The organism is Tenacibaculum sp. 190130A14a (assembly GCF_964048965.1).
GTDB lineage: Bacteria > Bacteroidota > Bacteroidia > Flavobacteriales > Flavobacteriaceae > Polaribacter > Polaribacter polynesiense.
Window position 1 is genome coordinate 576,713 of sequence record NZ_OZ040189.1, and the last position, 18,279, is coordinate 594,991.

The following is an 18,279-nucleotide window of genomic DNA, read 5'->3' on the forward strand; positions in this document are numbered from 1 at the left end:
AACAAATAAGTAAAAAAATGTAATTTCTTTTGTAGAGTGTTTTTAACCTCAGTGAGGATAGAAAATTGTAAGTAATAAAAAAGAGGAACTATATTCTTATAGTTCCTCTTTTTTGTTTTATATAAGTAAAATTATAATACTTCTACGAATAAACCTTCTTCAGTTTTTTCAACCTTAGCTATCTTATTTTTTGTTAATCCTTTGATGGTTTTATCCCATTTTTTGTTCGATAATCCGCTTTCAGCTTTTAAATCATTCAAACCAATTTTTTCAGCTTTTTGAAGTATAGCAAAAACAGCTTTTTCATCATCGTTTAATTCAACAGCAGGAGCTTTTTTCTCTGGTTTCATCTGAGGGAAGAATAGTACTTCTTGGATAGATGGATTGTTTGTTAAATACATAATTAAACGATCCATTCCAATTCCTAATCCAGAGGTTGGAGGCATTCCATATTCTAAAGCACGTAAGAAATCTTGATCAATAAACTCACCAGCTTCATCATCTCCTCTTTCAGCTAATTTTAATTGAGCCTCAAAACGTTCACGTTGGTCAATTGGGTCATTTAACTCAGAATATGCGTTTGCAATTTCTTTACCACAAACCATTAACTCAAAACGTTCTGTTAATTCCGGATTGTCTCTATGTTCTTTACATAAAGGAGACATTTCTTTTGGGTAATCGGTAATAAAAGTTGGTTGAATGTAGTTTCCTTCACATTTCTCACCAAAAATTTCATCGATTAACTTTCCTTTACCCATAGTATCATCTACCTCGATACCCATATCTTGAGCCGCTTTACGAATCTCATCTTCTGTTTTACCAGTAATATCAAATCCTGTAAAATGCTTAATAGAGTCTGCCATAGTTACACGAGCATATGGAGCTTTAAAGTCTACCTCGTATTCACCAAAAGTAGCTTTTGAAGTCCCGTTTACTGCAATAGCACAGTGCTCTAAAAGCTTTTCAGTAAACTCCATCATCCAGTTGTAGTCTTTGTAAGCCACGTAAATTTCCATGGCTGTAAACTCTGGATTGTGAGTTCTGTCCATTCCTTCGTTACGGAAATTCTTAGAAAACTCATATACTCCATCAAAACCACCAACAATTAAACGTTTTAAGTATAACTCATTAGCAATACGCATATATAATGGAATGTCTAATGCATTGTGATGTGTAATAAATGGTCTAGCAGCAGCACCTCCTGGTATTGGCTGTAAAATTGGTGTTTCAACTTCAAAATATCCAGCATCATTAAAAAACTGACGCATTGCGTTGAATAACTTAGTACGCTTAACGAAAACCTCTTTTACATTTGGATTTACAACTAAATCTGCGTAACGCTGACGGTAACGCATTTCAGGATCAGTAAATCCGTCGAATGTATTTCCTTCAGCATCAACTTTTGGTAATGGTAATGGCTTTAAAGATTTACTTAATAACTTAAAATCTTTAACCATTACCGTGATTTCTCCAACTTGAGTTTTAAACAACTCTCCTTCGATACCTACAAAATCACCAATATCTAATAGTTTCTTATAAACTTCGTTGTATAAAGTCTTGTCTTCTTCAGTACAAATTTCATCGCGATTAAAATATACCTGTACTCTTCCTTCACTATCTTGCAATTCTGCGAAAGAAGCTTTTCCTTGGATACGACGAGACATTAATCTACCAGCTATTACCACCTTTTTGCCTTCTTCAAAGTCCTGTTTAATCGCTTTTGAATTTGAATCTAATGGAAATAAATCTGCTGGGTATGGATTGATACCTAACTCACGTAACTTCGTAAGTTTTTCTCTACGTACAACTTCTTGTTCTGATAATTGCATGATTAACTTTTTGTTGTTTAAATTTAAAGGGGCAAAGATACAATCAATTACAAAACTAAACAACGTTAACAAATAGGAGATTTTTGTAAAAAATTATTTTTTTATTTGGTAGAATTAAAAAAGTGTGTATATTTGCAGGCTGTCTTTTTTTAAAAGCAGCATTTAGTTGTGTTGTTAAGGTGTTAAATCACCTAGGTTTTGTTAACCGATGGAAAGCTTCCCTGAGATGGGTTGCTTTTTTTTTGCTCTTAATTTAACTGAAAAAAGCTCCTTTGTAGCTCCAGAAGTCCATCATAAAGAGAATTAAATAGATTATAGAGATCGAGAATTTTATAGTAGCAGAAGCTAAAAACCCTATGAATGCTCCAAATGATGCTTTGATTGCTCTGGAAGTGTCTTTACTATCATAAATTAACTCACCAATAAAAGCTCCTACGAAAGCACCAATCAACATTCCAAAAGGAATAGGAGAAAGTAATCCTACAATTAATCCAATAGTAGTTCCATAAACTCCATATTTGGTGCCTCCAAAACGTTTTGTTCCTAAGGCGGGTATAAAATAATCTATGATAAATATAAAAATGGCAATACCAAGTGTAATTCCTAGGAAAGTCCAATTTTGAGGTATAACGCTAGTAGAATATAGAAGGAGTAATCCAACCCAACTAGTTAATGGGCCAGGTAAAATAGGTAAAAAAGAACCAATTAAGCCTAGACAAATAAATAGAAATCCTAAGATTAATAAGAGTAAATCCATTGAAATTTTTATTGATATGACGAATATAAAAACTGTTTGTTACATAATTAAATGAACTAAAAAATTAGTTTAAACTAATTTTTTAGTTATATTTGTGAGAGATAATTCATGTAAAGTATGAGAAAGAGTATCATAATAACTTTCATATCAATGATTTTTATTGGGTGTAATAATGGTAGAACTTATGAAGAAGTAACCAATTTTGAGCGGGAATATAAATTCGATTTTGAGATTGAAGAAAAGGTGCAAAAAGATACGGTGCCATGGAAACATCAATTGTCTGCTGGAGAATATGCTTTAAAAGGAAGTTATAAGAAAGCTCTAAAAGAATGGGGGAAAGTTATGAGAGGGAGAGAACTGTATTATTCTGAAAAAGAAATAGACTCCTTGAAAGCAAACTTTACGTTGGTAAATGCTAAACAGGAAATTGTAGCGCAATCGAAAGAAACAAGTATTGTGATTATTAATGAAGCACATCATAATACTTTCCATCGACTGTTTACAAAATCGTTGTTAAAAGATTTGTACGAAACTGGTTATCGTTATTTGGGATTAGAGGCTTTAATGAATGGCGATGAAAAAGACGCTTTTCTAAATACAAGAAAATACCCAATTAAGAAGAGTGGTTATTACACTAATGACCCTAATTTTTCAAAGTTAATTCGAGAAGCAACTGCAATAGGTTATCAAGTATTTTCTTATGAACAAACCTCTGGAGTTAATGGTAAAGAAAGAGAAATTGAACAAGCAAAAAATATACAGGAAATACTAAAAACCTCTAAGGGTAAGATTTTGATTCATTGCGGTTTTGATCATGTATTGGAAGGTAGTAAAAGGGGGTGGGAAAAGGCTATGGCAGGAAGAATAAAGGAATTTACAGGGGTTGATCCTTTAACAGTTAATCAAACTCAGTTTAGTGAAAGAGGAGAGGAAAGATATAATCACCCAATGTTGAAAGCTTTGCAAGTTAAAGAATCATCGGTGTTAAAAAATAAACATGATAGTATTGTAGGATACACTAGACGAAACTCTTGGACAGACATTGCCGTGCTACACCCTACAATAGAAGAGGAAGAAGGACAAGTAGTAGAGAAAAACTCAATTGAGCATGTATTGAATTTTGATAAAATCGATTTGGAATATCCGTTAATGGTGTTAGGTTTTAAAGAAGGAGATGATATTCATAAGGCGGTTCCGATACTCGTTACAGAATTAAAGGGGAAAAAGTCTGAGTTAAAGTTGTTATTGCCTCAAAAAGGGACGTATATATTTGTTGTTGTGAATAAAGAAAACAGAGCAGTTAAATTTAAAGAATCAGTATAAATTAGTTTAAATGAGCAAACAATTAACAAAAGCAGAAGAGCAAATAATGCAAGTTTTGTGGCAATTAAAAAAAGCTTCTGTAAAAGAAGTAATAGAGGAGTTACCAGAGCCAAAGCCTGCATACAATACGGTTTCTACTATTGTAAGAATATTAGAAACGAAGGAATTTGTAGGGCATGAGCCTAAAGGAAGGGGATATGTGTATTTTCCTTTGATAGCGAAAGATGATTATAGTAATCAGAGTTTACACAAATTGATGAATGGTTATTTTGGAGGGTCTTTTAAAAGTATGGTCTCGTTTTTTATGAAGGAAAATAAAATGGACATTACTGAATTAGAAAGTATTTTAAAGGAAGTAGATAAAAATAAAAAAAATGAAAACTAGTGCTATAAGTGTTTTGCTGGTTTTTTTAATCATATTTCTTGCTTGTGAGAAGGTTAAAAAAGTAAGTCATGAAGATGTTTTGGTCGTAAATTTAAAAGAAGAAACGAGTAAAGAAAAAGAAGTCTTTTTGAAACTAGATTTAGATAAAAATCATCAAAATTTATTGAATCCCGCTGTTAGTAAAGATAGTTTAAAGAGTGTATATCAATCTTGGGTAAAGCTTCATACAGATTTAAACGTGTTTTTAGGTGAAAAAAAATTTAATTGGGGGTTAGAAAAGACGCAAATAAAATTATTCAATAAAATTTATTTCAATAAAGAAGGTCGCATAAAAACATATGCTTTTAGAGTTTATGATTCAATATCTAAAGAAAAGGCAGATGAATTTAAAAAATTAATAAAAGACTTTGCTCAAGAAGTTAAGATAAAAATTAAAAGAGAAAACGCTTTTGCTCAGTGTGGAAAAATCTCTTTGCCTAATAACTAATATGAAACGTTATGATTAATTATATTATACAAGTTATATTATTTCAAGTGTTGTTTGTAGCGGTATATGATTTCTTTTTAAGTAAGGAGACATTTTTTACAAAGAATAGATGGTATTTATTAATTACTGCACTAGGCTCATTTATACTACCACTCATTAAAGTACCTACAATTCAACGAGCTGTTCCGCAAGAATATACCATTTTATTACCTGAGGTTGTGCTGTCACCACAAAAGGTTATTGAAAAATCGACATGGTATCAATCTGTTAACTATTTAGATGTGTTGTTTTATGCTGGGTGTATATTGTTTTTATTGGTTTTTGTATACAAACTTTATCAAATAGTAAGACTAATTTTTATATACGGAGCTGAGAAAAGACAAAACTACAAATTGGTTTTACTTCCAAAAAATTCGAAAGCATTTTCGTTTTTTAACTACATTTTTTTAGGACAAGGAATTTCAAAAGATAAGCAAGAAAAAATCATTCAGCATGAATTGGTTCATAGCCAACAAAAACACTCTTTAGATCTATTGCTTTTTGAAGGACTAAAAATTATTATGTGGTTCAATCCAATGGTATATGTCTATCAAAATAGGGTTGCATTAGTTCATGAATATATTTCAGATGAAGTAGTAAGTAAAACTACTCAAAAGGAAAATTATATAAACAATTTACTCTCAGATATTTTTCAAGTTGAGAGCATTTCATTCATTAATCAATTTTATAAACATTCATTAATCAAAAAACGAATACGTATGATGACAAAAAACAAATCCAAAGAAATTAAACAACTCAAGTACTTATTACTAGTACCAGTGCTTGCAAGTATGCTAATATATACTTCATGCAGTGAAGATCTACAGCAAGGAGAAGTTGCAAAAAAAGAGTTGATAACCATTCATTTGAAAATAGGAGATCGCTATGATAAAGAAATGAAGGGTAAGAAAGAGACTTATTTAGATTTTTATCAAGGAACAGAAGATCCGGGATGGGAGGAGATATCATATGCTGATCTATTGCCAGAAGAGAAAAATGAATATGACGCAGATTTGAATAGCTTGAAAAGTAAAAAAGATATTTATTTAAACACAATTGAGTTAAAAATTTATAAAAAGCCAAACGGTAGAAAGGTAATTGGGCATTTTATAGACTTTTCTAAAGTGAAAACTAAATCTACTGATACGAATGAAATAGGAGAGAATGTTCCCTTTGCCTTATTAGATAAGTACCCAACTTTTCCAGGATGTGCTGACGCAAATAAGGAGTGTTTCAATAAGAAGATGATGAAGTTTGTTGTTCAAAATTTCGATGCTAAATTGGCAAATAAACTGGGTTTACCAAAAGGGAAAAAGAGAATCTATGTGCAGTTTAAAATTGGACAGAACGGTGAGATTAAAGATGTAAAAGCAAGAGCACCGCATCCTGCTTTAAAAGAACATGCAATGGAAATAGTTCGTAAATTACCTAAGATGTTACCAGGAGAAAAAGATGGTAAAAAGGTAATTACTGGGTATACTTTACCAATCACGTTTAATGTAGAGTAAGCGTAATATGAGATGCCTTTTAGTAATCTTATTTTTTATACAAGTGTCTGGTATAGCTCAACAAGTGCCAGACACCATGTACTTGCCTAGTTTAATAAAAAAAGAACGGTCTTTTGAAATTTATATTGATGAAGGGCATAACAATTTTCATACAAAAAATAATAGGTACAAACCATTTGCAAATGTGTTAATAGGTGCTGGTTATAAGGTAAAAAGCTTTTCACATAAGTTTTCCAAAGAAAGTTTGAAAGATGTCAAGGTTTTGGTTATAGCAAATGCTTTGGTAGAAGGGGCTAGAGGTCCATTTGTTATACCAACACCTAGTGCTTTTACAAAGAAGGAAGTAACAAGTATAAAAAAATGGGTGCAAGATGGAGGAGCGTTATTTTTAATAGCCGACCATATGCCATTTGCAGGAGCAAGTGAGATGCTAGCAAAATCTTTCGGATTTACTTTCTATGATAGCTTTTTATTAGACAAGAATCAACGGGGAATCTTAGATTTTTCAAAAGAAAATTTACTTCTAGGAAATCATAAAATTACTTCTGGAAATAAGCAATATGAAAGGGTAAATAGCATTAGAACGTTTACTGGACAAGCGTTTAAAATTCCGAATACAGCAATTTCAATATTGAAAACTAATGAGGAAATGGTTGTACACTTACCTGATACCATGTGGCGTTTCTCAGAGAAAACAAAGAGATTTCAAGCAGCAAATTTATCACAAGGAGCTATCATGAAATATCACAAAGGAAAGATTGCTGTTTTTGGTGAAGCTGCTATGTTCACCGCTCAATTGGCAGGAAGAAATCAGTTCAAAGTAGGAATGAACGCAACCGGAGCAGAAGAAAATTACAAGTTACTCGTAAACCTTATAACTTGGTTAACAAATAAAGATTAATAAATTATGAAAAAGAAATTGTTTTATGTAGTATGTATAATTATTGGGTTAAAAGTAGAAGCACAGGTTTCTACATTTAAAACGATTGATAGTTTAACTACTATTGGAAGGTATCAACAAGCATTAGAATTATTGACATCCTTACCTGAAGATTATATAAAGAATAAAAAAATAGCACAGGTATATGAAACCTTAGACAATTACAAAACTGCATCTAAATTTTATGAAAAAGCATTGAGCCAACAAGAAAACTATATTATAAAATTAAAATTAGGAAAGGCCTATGTTAAGCTCGGGCAAACAACGAAGGCAATTTCACTTTTTGAAGATATTATCGAAAAGGATCCTGAAAATCTTTTAGCAAGGTATCAACTAGGAAAACTTTACCTAAAGAGAAAACAAAAACTAAAGGCAAAAGATGTTTTTGAAACACTGGTAAAAGCCGATAAGTTCAATGCTAATTATTCCTATTATTTAGGAGTTGCTTATGAAAAGTTAAAGAAAAATAATAAGCGTATAGATAGTTATTTAGACGCTTACAAAAAGGATAATGAACATATAAAAGCTATTGAAAAACTGGCAATAGCCTATAGAATGTTAAGAGATAAAGATTCTTCTAGTTTGTTTGTAGAAAAAGGATTGCAAGTAGCTCCTTATCATATCAATTTGAATAGATTAAAAATTAATGAGTCTTTTAGAAGTGAAAATTACAAGGAGGCTATTCGGTTGTTAAAAAGAATTGATTCGGTAAAACCTAATGAACACTATACCCATAAGATGCTAGCAAAATCGTATTACGAATTAGAACAATCTGATAGTGCTAAGATACATTTTGCAAGGGCGGTTAAAATTGACAGATCAGACTTTAAAAGTTATATTTTTTTAGGAAGCATATCTTTTGAAGCGAAAGATTATCAAGGAGCAATGATTAATTATTTAATGGCAACTATTGTAGGAAAAGAACCTAGAGATGAAGCTCATTTAGGTATGGCAAATGTGTTTTTTGAACAAAAGAAACCCAAAAGAGTTATAGAGCAATACAAAAAAGCAATTGCAGAAAATAGAAATAACTACAAAGCATTGTATTTATTGGCAAATTTTTCAGATAATTATTACAAAGACAAAAAAGTAGCGTATAAGCATTATCAAAGATATGTAGATAGATTTGAAAGTAAAGACTCTGTATTTACGGTGAATGCAGAAAGAAGGATAAAAGAAATAAAAAAAGAATATTTCCTAAAAGGTGAAATATTAGAATAGGTATATTTGGTATTTAAAGATCAATTTTGAAAATGAAACATGTAATTTTTGCAGTGCTAGTTATGCTAAGCTCTTTAGGGTTTAGTCAAGAAGAGGAGATAGATAGGAAAAAAGAGTTTGAAAAAGTACAAGAAGTTCCAATTTTTCCAGGATGTGAATCAGAACAAGGAAAAGAGAAACGAACAAAATGTTTCAATGCAGAAATGACAAAGTTGGTGTTTAAGTATTTTAGAACTAGAAAAGCTTTAAATTCAAATTTACCACCAGGAAGAGTGCGTATGATTTTGAGTTTTAAAATTGATAAAGAAGGTCATTTAAAAGATATTAAGACGGAAGCTCCTACCAAAAAGTTAAAAAAAGAATTGAAAAGACTAGCATCAAAGGTGCCCGAGTTAAAACCTGGAAAGATAGAAGGGGAGCCTGTAATAGTAGGTTATTCTATTCCAATTATTTTTACAGTTTCAAACTAATTTTTCGTATTTTCATCTCAAAATCAGTAAGATGAGAATACGTTTTTTTTTATGGTTGCTTATTCTTTTGACTTATTCTTGCAATAAGTTTTCTTCTTCTGGGAAACATAAATTGCAATTAGATACTATTATCGATTATACAAAAGTAGATGTTTCCCCTGCCTTTGTTAATTGCGATCATTTAGAAGGAAATGCAAAAGCTAAATGTTTTGAAAATGAACTTCAAGAAAAGGTACATGAAGAGCTTATTAAACATGCGTTTTCTGTAAAAGAAGATATTGATGAAACTGTCTTATTGATTATACAAATCAATAAAAAAGGGAAAGTTAAGTTAGAGGAAATACAGTCGTCAAATAATATCAAATCAAAGTTCCCAAACCTAGATAGTATACTAAAAAAATCTATAGAAAAACTTCCAATTATTACTCCCGCTACTAAGAAAGGTTTTCCAGTAATTACCGAATATACATTACCTATTAGGATTGCTAATGGTTGATAGAAGAGGCTTTTAAATTACATTTAACATAAACAGTATATTGTTACAATTTATTGATTCGCTCGTTTTAGAAATAACTAAACAAATAAAACCATAGTATGAATCAATTTATTGTAGAGACGAAAAATTTGAATTTTTCGTACTCAAAATCCAAAAAGGATATTGAGAATTTAGATCTCAAAATTCCGAAAGGAAGTATTTACGGATTCCTAGGTCCAAACGGATCAGGAAAAAGTACCACAATTCGTTTAATCTTAGGGTTGCTTAAAAAGCAATCGGGAGAAGTATCGTTGTTTGGAGAACCTTTTACTACTAAAACTAGAGTTGCTAGTTTAGATAAAATAGGAGCTTTGATTGAAAATCCTTCTTTGTATGAGCATTTGAATGCAGTTGATAATTTAAGAATTGCGGCTAATTATCGTGAGAATATTTCGTTAGAAAGAATAAATGAAGTTTTGGAAATTGTGAAGCTTTCACATGCAAAGAAGAAAAAGGTTAAAGCATACTCTTTGGGTATGAAGCAACGATTAGGGTTAGCAATTTCTTTGTTGAGTAATCCAGAATTTGTCATTTTAGATGAACCTACTAATGGTTTAGATCCGAAAGGTATTATTGAAATGAGAGAATTGATAAAGGAGTTAAATGAAAAGCATGGAACCACAGTGTTTATATCAAGTCATTTATTAAGTGAAATAGAGAAAACTTGTACCCATGTAGGGATTATTAGAAAAGGTAAAATGTTGTATCAAGATACTGTAGCTGCCTTAAAAGAATCTAAAGATAAAAGTATTGTTATAGAGATTGAAGTAGATAAGTTTATCGAAGCGCTAAGTGTATTAGGAGGTTTAGAAAAAGAGAACACCTCGGTTTCTAAAGATTTTCTGCAAATTGAAGTGATTAATAAAGAAGAAATAACAACAGTTATTGATGCTTTGAGAAAGAATAATATTCAGGTTTTTCAGGTGAATATTAAAAATAATTTAGAAGAACTTTTTTTATCACTAACAGAAAACTAATACCATGTCAGCATTAACTTTTTATATATCAAACACAAAAAATGAACTCATAAAACTTAAAAGAACCTTTGCATTTTGGTTAACCATAATAAGTGCATTAAGTATTCCTTTATTGTTTTTTATTGTATATGCCGTAAAACATAATTCTTTAGTACCTGGAGACGGGGTGAATCCTTGGGAGAAATTTATGATGAACCAAGTTAAAAATTCAATTCCCTTTTTTGTGCCAATGTTTATTGTTTTAATCACTAGTCTAATCATTCAAGTAGAGCATAAAGCATCTGGAATAAAACATATTTTTACATTACCTATACCAAAATGGAGTGTTTACTATGGGAAACTTACCATTGTGCTAGTATCTATTGTAGTAACCTATGTATACTTTTATATCGCTATTTTAATCTTTGGTGCTTTGTTAGGAGTGTTTTATCCGGATCTTGGATTTTTAGATTTTCAACCAGAATATTTTAAATACATTAAGATGTTGTTTCTATCGTTTATCGCATCCTTAGGTATTGTAGGTATTCAGTTTTGGTTGAGCTTTAGATTAAAGAATTTTATTATTCCATTGGCTGTAGGGATGATTTTAGTAATTGTTGGTCTTATAGCATCTCAAGCACCAGAATCTATTTATTTTCCTTATGCCTATAATTTGTTATCTATCAATTTAGGAGATAACGGACCGCTAACCTTTGGGTATTCTTCGGTACTAGTATACAGTGTTTTCTGTTTTGTAGTAACATGTATTTTAGGATACTTAGATGTTAGAAGATTAAATATAAAATAATCAAAAGAAACGCAGGGAATAGAACCGAAACGACACTTATACCTGTCCAAAAAAGAAAAATACCCTTTTGAAATATGTTCATTTCTAAAGGGTGTTTCCTTTTAATTTTATCTTGTATTTCAGAAATAGTAAGTTGAAGAAGCTGATTTTTATCCATGTTTAAGTCAATAATTCCAATCACTTTTAAACCTTCTTTATAACCTCGCATAACTTCAGATGGATAGTTTAACAGAGAAAATCCCATTGCCCAAACACTCATTAGTCCAATTGGAAGATGTTTCCACATACCTGTAGCAACTTCCCAACCAGCAATAAAGGCTTCACCTTTCCAAGTGGTATCGCAATTGTATAATACGTGTTGAATATCATGTATGTGGATTACTTTTTTTCTGAATTCTGAATTTGGTACTTTTATAGAAAATAGTTTAAAATGTAAATAGAACCAATTGTTATTTGAACCTCCTTCCTGTTCAAGTTTATTTTCATTATAAAAGTTTGTAAGAGCTTCTTGTAAAATCATTGTTGTGGTGTTTGTTCCAACAAAATTACAAGCTCAAAAGTGTAAAATTCTTGACAATTGTCAAGAATTTACTTTCCTCGAATTCTACTTAAAGTTTCTGGAGTAATACTTAAAAAAGAGGCGATGTGTTTTGAAGATACTCGTTGAAATAAATACGGTTTTTTAAGAAGTAATGTTTGGTAGCGCTCTTGTGCTGTATGTAATTGTAAATCATCTATACGTTCAACCAGTTCAATATAAATTTGTTGCATAAACAACCTACCATAGCGTTCATATTTTGGATTGTTTTCGAAGAGTTTTTCCATATCATTGATATGAACAGAAAAAACTTCTAAATCTTCTAAGGCTTCAATATTGTATTTACTCTTTTTTCGTTGAATTAAACTATCAATGGTGGTAATACTTTCCTTTTCTGCTGAAAAATGAACGGTAATATCCTTGTCTTCTTTGAAGTAAAATACACGTGCAATACCTGAAATTATAATATGAAAATGATTGCAAATAGAGCCAGCTTCGTGTAACAAATGATGCTTCGGAAATTTTTGATACACCATTATTCCTTGAAGAGCATTTGCAAACTCTGGGTTTTCTAATAAGAGAGCAGCATTATTTGAAGTATCATCATTCATTTTATAAACTTAAAAGTTCCTCTAAAAACCAACGTGTATTGGATAATCGTGGTATTTTATGTTGTCCACCAAGTTTACCTTTTGCCTTAAGCCAATCATAAAACAATCCTTCCCTTGCGGAATGAATTTTAGGCATAGACAAAGTCATGTTGTTATAGCGTTTTGCTTCATAATCTGAATTACAATTTTTTAAAGCATTATCAAGTAATTCAGTAAAGAAGTTGATATTCTCTGGAGCCTTTTTAAATTCTATAATCCATTCATGTGCTCCTCCTGTACTATCTTCATTCATAAAAATGGGACCTACGGTATAATCCTTAATCTCACTATTTGTTTTTTCACAAGCAGCTTGTAAAGCCTCTTCCGCATTTTCTATAATGAGTTCTTCTCCAAAAACATTGATATGATGTTTAGTTCTACCAGTAATTTTGATACGGTATGGAGTTGTTGAGGTAAATTTGATGGTATCTCCAATTAAATAGCGCCACAAACCGCTGTTAGTGGTAATAACCATTGCATAATTAACGTCTTTTTTAACTTGGGAAAGAGGAATAGCTACAGAGTTTTCTCCATCATATTCCCTCATAGGAATAAATTCATAGAAAATACCGTAGTCTAACATCAATAATAACTCATCAGAATTGTTTCTGTCTTGTATGGCAAAAAAACCTTCTGAGGCATTGTAGGTTTCGTAATATTTAAAATCCTTTTTCGGAATGAGTTTTTTGTATTGCTCTCGGTAAGGGTTGAAATTTACTCCTCCGTGAAAATACACTTCTAGGTTAGGCCATACTTCAAGAATATTGTCTTTACCAGTTTTTTCTAACACACGATTTAATAAAACTAACATCCAAGAAGGAACTCCTGCTAAGCTGGTAATATTTTCATGAATGGTTTCATCAATAATGGCCTCCATTTTGGTTTCCCATTCGCCCATAAGAGCCACCTCTTGTTTAGGAGCAGAGCTGAAATCAGCCCAAAATGGCATGTTTTCAATAATAATAGCTGATAAGTCTCCAAAATAAGATTCACTGTCTTCATAAATCGCAGAGCTACCTCCTAGTCGAAGACTCTTACCAGTAAAAAGTTGTGCTTCTTCATTATTGTTTATATACATACAAAGCATGTCTTTTCCTGCTTTGAAATGGCAATATTCTATGGCTTCATCACTTACAGGAATAAATTTACTTTTGGCGTTGGTAGTACCACTACTTTTAGCAAACCATTTAATTTTTGTTGGCCAAAAAAGATGTTGCTCACCTTTTCTACAACGCTCTATTAAAGGTTCAATGGTTTCGTATTTTTGAATGGGTACTTTTGAGGCAAAATCTGAATAGCTTTGAATGGTAGAGAAATCAAATTGTTTTCCAAATTCAGTGTTTTTTGCCGTTTGAACTAATTTAAAAAGCAATTCTTCTTGTACATCAATAGGATACTTTAAAAATAACTCTACTTGATGTTTTCGCTTTTTTAAAAACCAAGAAATTATTGAATTTATAAATGTAAATGGCATAGTTTAACGCTAAATTCAGATTTTTTACTGTAAGTTTGTTAAAAGCTAAAAGTAATAAAATTTAGAGAATGCAATACCAAGGAGTCTTAAAAAAAATGACCACCGAAAATTTAGATTCGGTGCAGTACTATTTAGATATGAAAACTGATTTTTTAAATATGAATCAGTTAATTGGTAGGCAGTTAGAAATGCATTTTGTTACTTATGAGTGTTTAAATTGCCATAAAGAAAAACAGATATATCGTCAGGGTTTTTGTAAAAGTTGTTTTTTTGAAACTCCTAATGCTGGAGATTGGATCATGCGACCTGAATTAAGTAAGGCACATTTAGGAATTGAAGACCGTGACTTAGAATACGAAAAGAAAGCCCAATTGCAACCTCATATTGTGTATTTGGCTAATTCAAGTAATGTAAAGGTAGGAGTAACTCGTAAAAGTCAAGTTCCAACGCGATGGATAGATCAAGGAGCTCATGAAGCTATTGAAATTGTAGAAGTGCCAAATCGTTACTTAGCGGGAATTACAGAAGTTGCCTTGAAAGAACATGTTGCCGATAAAACAAATTGGCGTAAAATGCTTAAGAATGATATTGAAGATGAAAATTTAGTTGAATGGAGAGAACGATTACAAGCTTTTATACCTCAAGAAGTCAAAGAATATTATATTGAGAATAATAATGAGACGGCACTCTCGTTTCCAGTAGAAAAATACCCAACAAAACCTAAAAGTTTAAATCTTGTAAAGCAAGAATCTTATACAGGAAAATTAGTAGGAGTTAAGGGGCAATACCTAATCTTTGAAGATGAAACTGTCTTTAATGTTCGAGCTAATGAGGGATTGGTTGTAAAAATTGTTTTGGTCTAGTTATAATTGATGAAACAATTTATCTAACTCAAGTTGTTTTTGTTGAATAGATTTTTGTTTTTGTAACTTCTGTTTCTCAAGTAGAAAAGGATAAAAAGATTGGTTTAAGTTAAAGTAATAAACCGATAACGAAACATCATTTTCTACTTTCAAAAAGGACTTTTTAGCATCCATAATTAAATTACTTTTTAAATTGAATAAGGTGTTTTCAGAAGGAAAATACTTGTTCTTGATATTATGATTAATTGTAACCGGATCAATGGTTGTTGGAAACGTTTGCTTAAAGAAAACTAGTTTACTTTTAAAGAAATGTAGCTCGATAATAATTTTATGTTTTCCTATTTTTTTTGTGTAGAATATAATATCACAGGTTTCTGAATTTCTTACAAATCTATAGGGTTCAATAATCAATCTTTTTGCTTTATTGAGGCTGGTACCAAAAGTTATCTTGGAAGTATGTGTTATTGTTTTGGTAGTTTTAACAATTGCCCTACTTTCAAACAAGCGATTGTATAACATGATGTAGCTCTCTACTTTTTTGTATTTGTTAGAGCAGCGATTGAAATAACTATTATAGTACTGTTTACTGTAAAGTAAATTATTAAGTTTTCGGATTACCAGCATGTCTCTTTTGTTTGTTTTAATGAGTCAGCTATAATCCCTCGAATTGTATATAGTCCTTAGTAAATATAGGTTTTTTTTAAAGGGAAACATAATTTTATACTGAAATAAAAAAGCGGATTCAATTTGAATCCGCTTTTTTATTAATGCTTAACCGCTATATGGTTGTTGTTCATTTTAAGTTCACTCAGCACATTTAATGCTTCGTTCATGTAAATGTCTTTCTTTAAGTTTTTATGCCATGCAACACGCTTTTCTTCCAGAATTGTATCCTTCTTGAATAGGTCTAATTCATATTTAGGAGATTCAAACGTTAGGTTAGATTCAAATTTAAATACGTCTTTAAATTTTTTACCTTCTTCAATGCGTTGCTCACTTTCCTTTTTAAACATATCATAGCTCAAAGCATACTTACTTTCATCTTGTTTTTTTCTTAACCATTTAGCATACTCATTGATTTTTTGAAACTTAACATCGTTCATAACGCGTTGTTTGCTATTGTATACAACATCACCAAAGTTACTGTATGAGTTTGTAGTACTGTATTTAGCCTGTGGCACTTTATCCCAAGCCAAAGCTCCTTCTAAATCACGTTCTCCAAAATCCATATAGCTATATCTACTTGGTAAAGAAACATCAGAATATACACCTTCTATTTGAGTAGAACCACCATTGATTCTATAAAATTTCTGGATGGTCATTTTAATAACTCCTAAATCATCTGGATAATCTGCATAAAAACGATTAATAGGTAGTATGTTTTGTACAGTTCCTTTTCCATAGGTTTGTTTACCCCCTATGATTACTCCACGTTTATAATCTTGCATTGCTGCTGCAAAAATTTCTGAGGCAGAAGCAGATAATTCATTTACCATCACCACTAAAGGTCCGTTCCATTGAATTTTAGGGTCAGAATCATTTTTTACTAATGGAGCTTCACCTCTGTATTTTACTTGTACAATAGGTCCTTTATCAATGAATAATCCTCCAATTTCAATAGCCGTTTTTAAAGAACCACCTCCATTATCTCTTAAATCAACAATTAATCCTTCTACACCTTCTTTTTTAAGACGAGCAATTTCTTGCTCCATATCTTTAGCAGCATCTCTTCTGTTAGCATCGTTAAAATCAATATAGAATTTAGGTAGGTTTATAATTCCGTATTTCTTGCCATCTTTTTCTACGGTACTTGATTTAACAAAAGTTTCTTCTAATTCAACTATATCTCTTGTAATAGGAATTACTTTTACAGAACCGTCTAATTTTTTCTTTACCGTTAAACGTACTTCCGTTCCTTTTTTTCCTTTTATAAAAGTAATGGCATCGTCTAAACGCATTCCAACAATATCTAAAGGCTCTCCATTTCCTTGTGCTACTTTTAAGATAATATCACCTGCTTCCAACTCTCCTTGTTTCCATGCTGGTCCACCAGAAATTAACTCTACAATGTGGGTGTAAATACCTTTCTTTTGTAAACGAGCTCCAATACCTTCTAGTTTTCCTGACATGTCTTGATCAAAACGAGATTTGATTCTTGGTGACATATATGAAGTATGTGGGTCAAAACCACTTACCACACTATTTAAAAATGTAGAATACCAATCTGAATTTTCAAGTTCTTCGATACGGATGTATAAATCGTCCATATTTTTTAAAACTTCAGACCTAGCTTCTTTTTCTAACTCTTTAAAAGATTTGGTTTTAGCGGTCCTATCTTTTTTAAGTTTTTCTTTTTGTTGGTTCTCAGCATCTTCTATTCTTCCTAATACAGAAAGTTTTAATTGTTTGCGCCAGTGGTCTCTTAGGGCAACTGGGTCTTTTGCATAAGGAACTTTATCATAGTCAACATCAATAAATTCTTTTTTGTTGTAATCAAAAGGTTTTGCTAAAATAGAACGATAGGTGTCTTTAGCTCCTTTAATTTTTTCTAAGAAACGACCATAGACCAATTTATAAAAGTCAATATTCGATTGACGTAATTGGTCGTCTATTAAGTATTTGTATTGAGAAAATTCTTTTAAATCTTTTTGCGTAAAATAACGTTTGCTCGGATCTAATCCATCAATAAAACTATTGTAAACATGTTCAGAAAAATCATCATTTAAGTCCTTTTGAACATAATGAAATCTTCCTAAAATATTTTTTAAAACGTAAATAATTACTCTGTCCTTATCAGGGTCTTTTGCGGTGGTAGTATTGTTAGCAAAAGTGCTATTAGAGAACATCCCAATAGCTAAAAGTGTGATTATAAATTTCGTCTTCATATACCTTCTAGTCGTGTTTTAAAGTTGTAGCATTATGCCTAGCTAATCTACTAAAATAATGCCAATTTTTTTAGTTTTCGTCTTTTTTATAAATCCCTCTAAAAACTTCTTTTAATTTTTGATCATTTTCGGCAATATAATCCCATACTTGAGTTACCGAACCATCTTTGTTTAGAGTCCAAGTAATTTGGTTGTAATATTTCCCTTTAGGAGAATTTACAAGCTTACTTTTTAAGGTCATTTGTTGGTTGCTGTAAGCACCTTTTAATTCTAGGGAAAATCCAGTGTTGTCTATCCATAACTGATTCCAAGAATTGTCTGTTTTGTTATAATAATTATAACTGGTTCCCTGACTTTGAGAAGTTTTAGAACTCCAATTTTCTTGAATGGCGCAAGCATTGGGAACTCTTACAATATTATTTGTTCCAATGAGCTTTCCATTGGTGTTATATACATTCCAATTTCCGACCCAAAAGTCAAATTGCGAATATTCTTTGTCTGAACAAGGGGCTTTTGTACTGTTTTGAGCATTTACTATCGAGAAAAAAGTCGACAGAATAAAAATGCTAATGTATATGATAATACGTGCCATGACCTTAAAGTTTGATACA

At 31.2% G+C, this 18,279-nt stretch carries 19 protein-coding genes; 11 read left to right on the plus strand and 8 right to left on the minus strand.

From position 1 onward, the window contains the following. Positions 1 to 131 precede the first annotated feature (131 nt). Both lysS and ABNT22_RS02830 read right to left on the minus strand, forming a co-directional pair. On the minus strand, positions 132 to 1,829 hold the full coding sequence (gene lysS, locus ABNT22_RS02825) for a lysine--tRNA ligase (protein WP_348716302.1): 1,698 nt from the start codon (positions 1,827 to 1,829) through the stop codon (positions 132 to 134). Between the two features lie 253 nt (positions 1,830 to 2,082). Further along, on the minus strand, positions 2,083 to 2,586 hold the full coding sequence (locus ABNT22_RS02830) for a DUF456 domain-containing protein (RefSeq protein ID WP_348716304.1): 504 nt from the start codon (positions 2,584 to 2,586) through the stop codon (positions 2,083 to 2,085). Between the two features lie 150 nt (positions 2,587 to 2,736). On the opposite strand from ABNT22_RS02830, the gene ABNT22_RS02835 reads away from it, so the two are divergent. From ABNT22_RS02835 to ABNT22_RS02880, 10 genes are all read left to right on the plus strand, one after another. After that, on the plus strand, positions 2,737 to 3,909 hold the full coding sequence (locus tag ABNT22_RS02835) for a hypothetical protein (RefSeq protein ID WP_348716305.1): 1,173 nt from the start codon (positions 2,737 to 2,739) through the stop codon (positions 3,907 to 3,909). Positions 3,910 to 3,919: 10 nt separating this feature from the next. Then, positions 3,920 to 4,294, plus strand: a complete 375-nt coding sequence (locus ABNT22_RS02840) for a BlaI/MecI/CopY family transcriptional regulator (RefSeq protein ID WP_348716307.1) — start codon at positions 3,920 to 3,922, stop codon at positions 4,292 to 4,294. After that, positions 4,284 to 4,781: a hypothetical protein gene (locus tag ABNT22_RS02845; RefSeq protein ID WP_348716309.1), complete on the plus strand. Its 498-nt coding sequence runs from the start codon at positions 4,284 to 4,286 to the stop codon at positions 4,779 to 4,781. Before ABNT22_RS02840 ends, ABNT22_RS02845 begins: the two co-directional genes overlap by 11 nt. A gap of 11 nt (positions 4,782 to 4,792) precedes the next feature. Further along, a complete protein-coding gene (locus tag ABNT22_RS02850) occupies positions 4,793 to 6,328 on the plus strand; it encodes a M56 family metallopeptidase (protein ID WP_348716310.1) in 1,536 nt (511 codons plus the stop codon). A gap of 7 nt (positions 6,329 to 6,335) precedes the next feature. Then, on the plus strand, positions 6,336 to 7,229 hold the full coding sequence (locus ABNT22_RS02855; RefSeq protein ID WP_348716313.1) for a hypothetical protein: 894 nt from the start codon (positions 6,336 to 6,338) through the stop codon (positions 7,227 to 7,229). Positions 7,230 to 7,235: 6 nt separating this feature from the next. After that, on the plus strand, positions 7,236 to 8,489 hold the full coding sequence (locus tag ABNT22_RS02860) for a tetratricopeptide repeat protein (protein ID WP_348716314.1): 1,254 nt from the start codon (positions 7,236 to 7,238) through the stop codon (positions 8,487 to 8,489). A 32-nt stretch (positions 8,490 to 8,521) separates the two neighbouring features. Next, on the plus strand, positions 8,522 to 8,959 hold the full coding sequence (locus ABNT22_RS02865; RefSeq protein ID WP_348716316.1) for a hypothetical protein: 438 nt from the start codon (positions 8,522 to 8,524) through the stop codon (positions 8,957 to 8,959). 31 nt (positions 8,960 to 8,990) lie between these two features. After that, positions 8,991 to 9,455, plus strand: coding sequence for a hypothetical protein (locus tag ABNT22_RS02870; protein WP_348716319.1), 465 nt, complete (start codon positions 8,991 to 8,993; stop codon positions 9,453 to 9,455). A gap of 98 nt (positions 9,456 to 9,553) precedes the next feature. Further along, positions 9,554 to 10,471, plus strand: coding sequence for an ABC transporter ATP-binding protein (locus tag ABNT22_RS02875; protein ID WP_348716322.1), 918 nt, complete (start codon positions 9,554 to 9,556; stop codon positions 10,469 to 10,471). Positions 10,472 to 10,475: 4 nt separating this feature from the next. Continuing rightward, positions 10,476 to 11,258: an ABC transporter permease gene (locus tag ABNT22_RS02880; protein ID WP_348716324.1), complete on the plus strand. Its 783-nt coding sequence runs from the start codon at positions 10,476 to 10,478 to the stop codon at positions 11,256 to 11,258. Here the strand turns inward: ABNT22_RS02880 and ABNT22_RS02885 are convergent. From ABNT22_RS02885 to ABNT22_RS02895, 3 genes are all read right to left on the minus strand, one after another. Further along, the gene (locus ABNT22_RS02885; protein ID WP_348716326.1) at positions 11,236 to 11,778 is read right to left on the minus strand and encodes a hypothetical protein; all 543 of its coding nucleotides are present in this window, start codon (positions 11,776 to 11,778) and stop codon (positions 11,236 to 11,238) included. The genes ABNT22_RS02880 and ABNT22_RS02885 overlap by 23 nt on opposite strands. 68 nt (positions 11,779 to 11,846) lie before the next feature. Beyond that, positions 11,847 to 12,407, minus strand: a complete 561-nt coding sequence (locus ABNT22_RS02890; protein ID WP_348716327.1) for a Crp/Fnr family transcriptional regulator — start codon at positions 12,405 to 12,407, stop codon at positions 11,847 to 11,849. Between the two features lies 1 nt (position 12,408). Further along, positions 12,409 to 13,920 carry a GH3 auxin-responsive promoter family protein gene (locus ABNT22_RS02895; protein ID WP_348716330.1) on the minus strand — a complete coding sequence of 504 codons (1,512 nt, stop codon included), beginning with the start codon at positions 13,918 to 13,920 and terminating at the stop codon, positions 12,409 to 12,411. 68 nt (positions 13,921 to 13,988) lie between these two features. On the opposite strand from ABNT22_RS02895, the gene ABNT22_RS02900 reads away from it, so the two are divergent. Further along, positions 13,989 to 14,783, plus strand: coding sequence for a DUF2797 domain-containing protein (locus ABNT22_RS02900; RefSeq protein WP_348716333.1), 795 nt, complete (start codon positions 13,989 to 13,991; stop codon positions 14,781 to 14,783). On the opposite strand, the gene ABNT22_RS02905 is transcribed toward ABNT22_RS02900, so the two are convergent. The 3 genes from ABNT22_RS02905 to ABNT22_RS02915 form a co-directional block, all read right to left on the minus strand. Then, positions 14,784 to 15,407 (minus strand): hypothetical protein, encoded by a 624-nt coding sequence (locus tag ABNT22_RS02905; protein WP_348716335.1) that lies wholly within the window; start codon positions 15,405 to 15,407, stop codon positions 14,784 to 14,786. Between the two features lie 140 nt (positions 15,408 to 15,547). Further along, positions 15,548 to 17,668 carry a carboxy terminal-processing peptidase gene (locus tag ABNT22_RS02910; RefSeq protein WP_348716337.1) on the minus strand — a complete coding sequence of 707 codons (2,121 nt, stop codon included), beginning with the start codon at positions 17,666 to 17,668 and terminating at the stop codon, positions 15,548 to 15,550. A 70-nt stretch (positions 17,669 to 17,738) separates the two neighbouring features. Then, entirely contained in the window at positions 17,739 to 18,260 is a 522-nt protein-coding gene (locus tag ABNT22_RS02915) for a hypothetical protein (protein WP_348716339.1), read from the minus strand. Between the last annotated feature and the right edge of the window lie 19 nt (positions 18,261 to 18,279).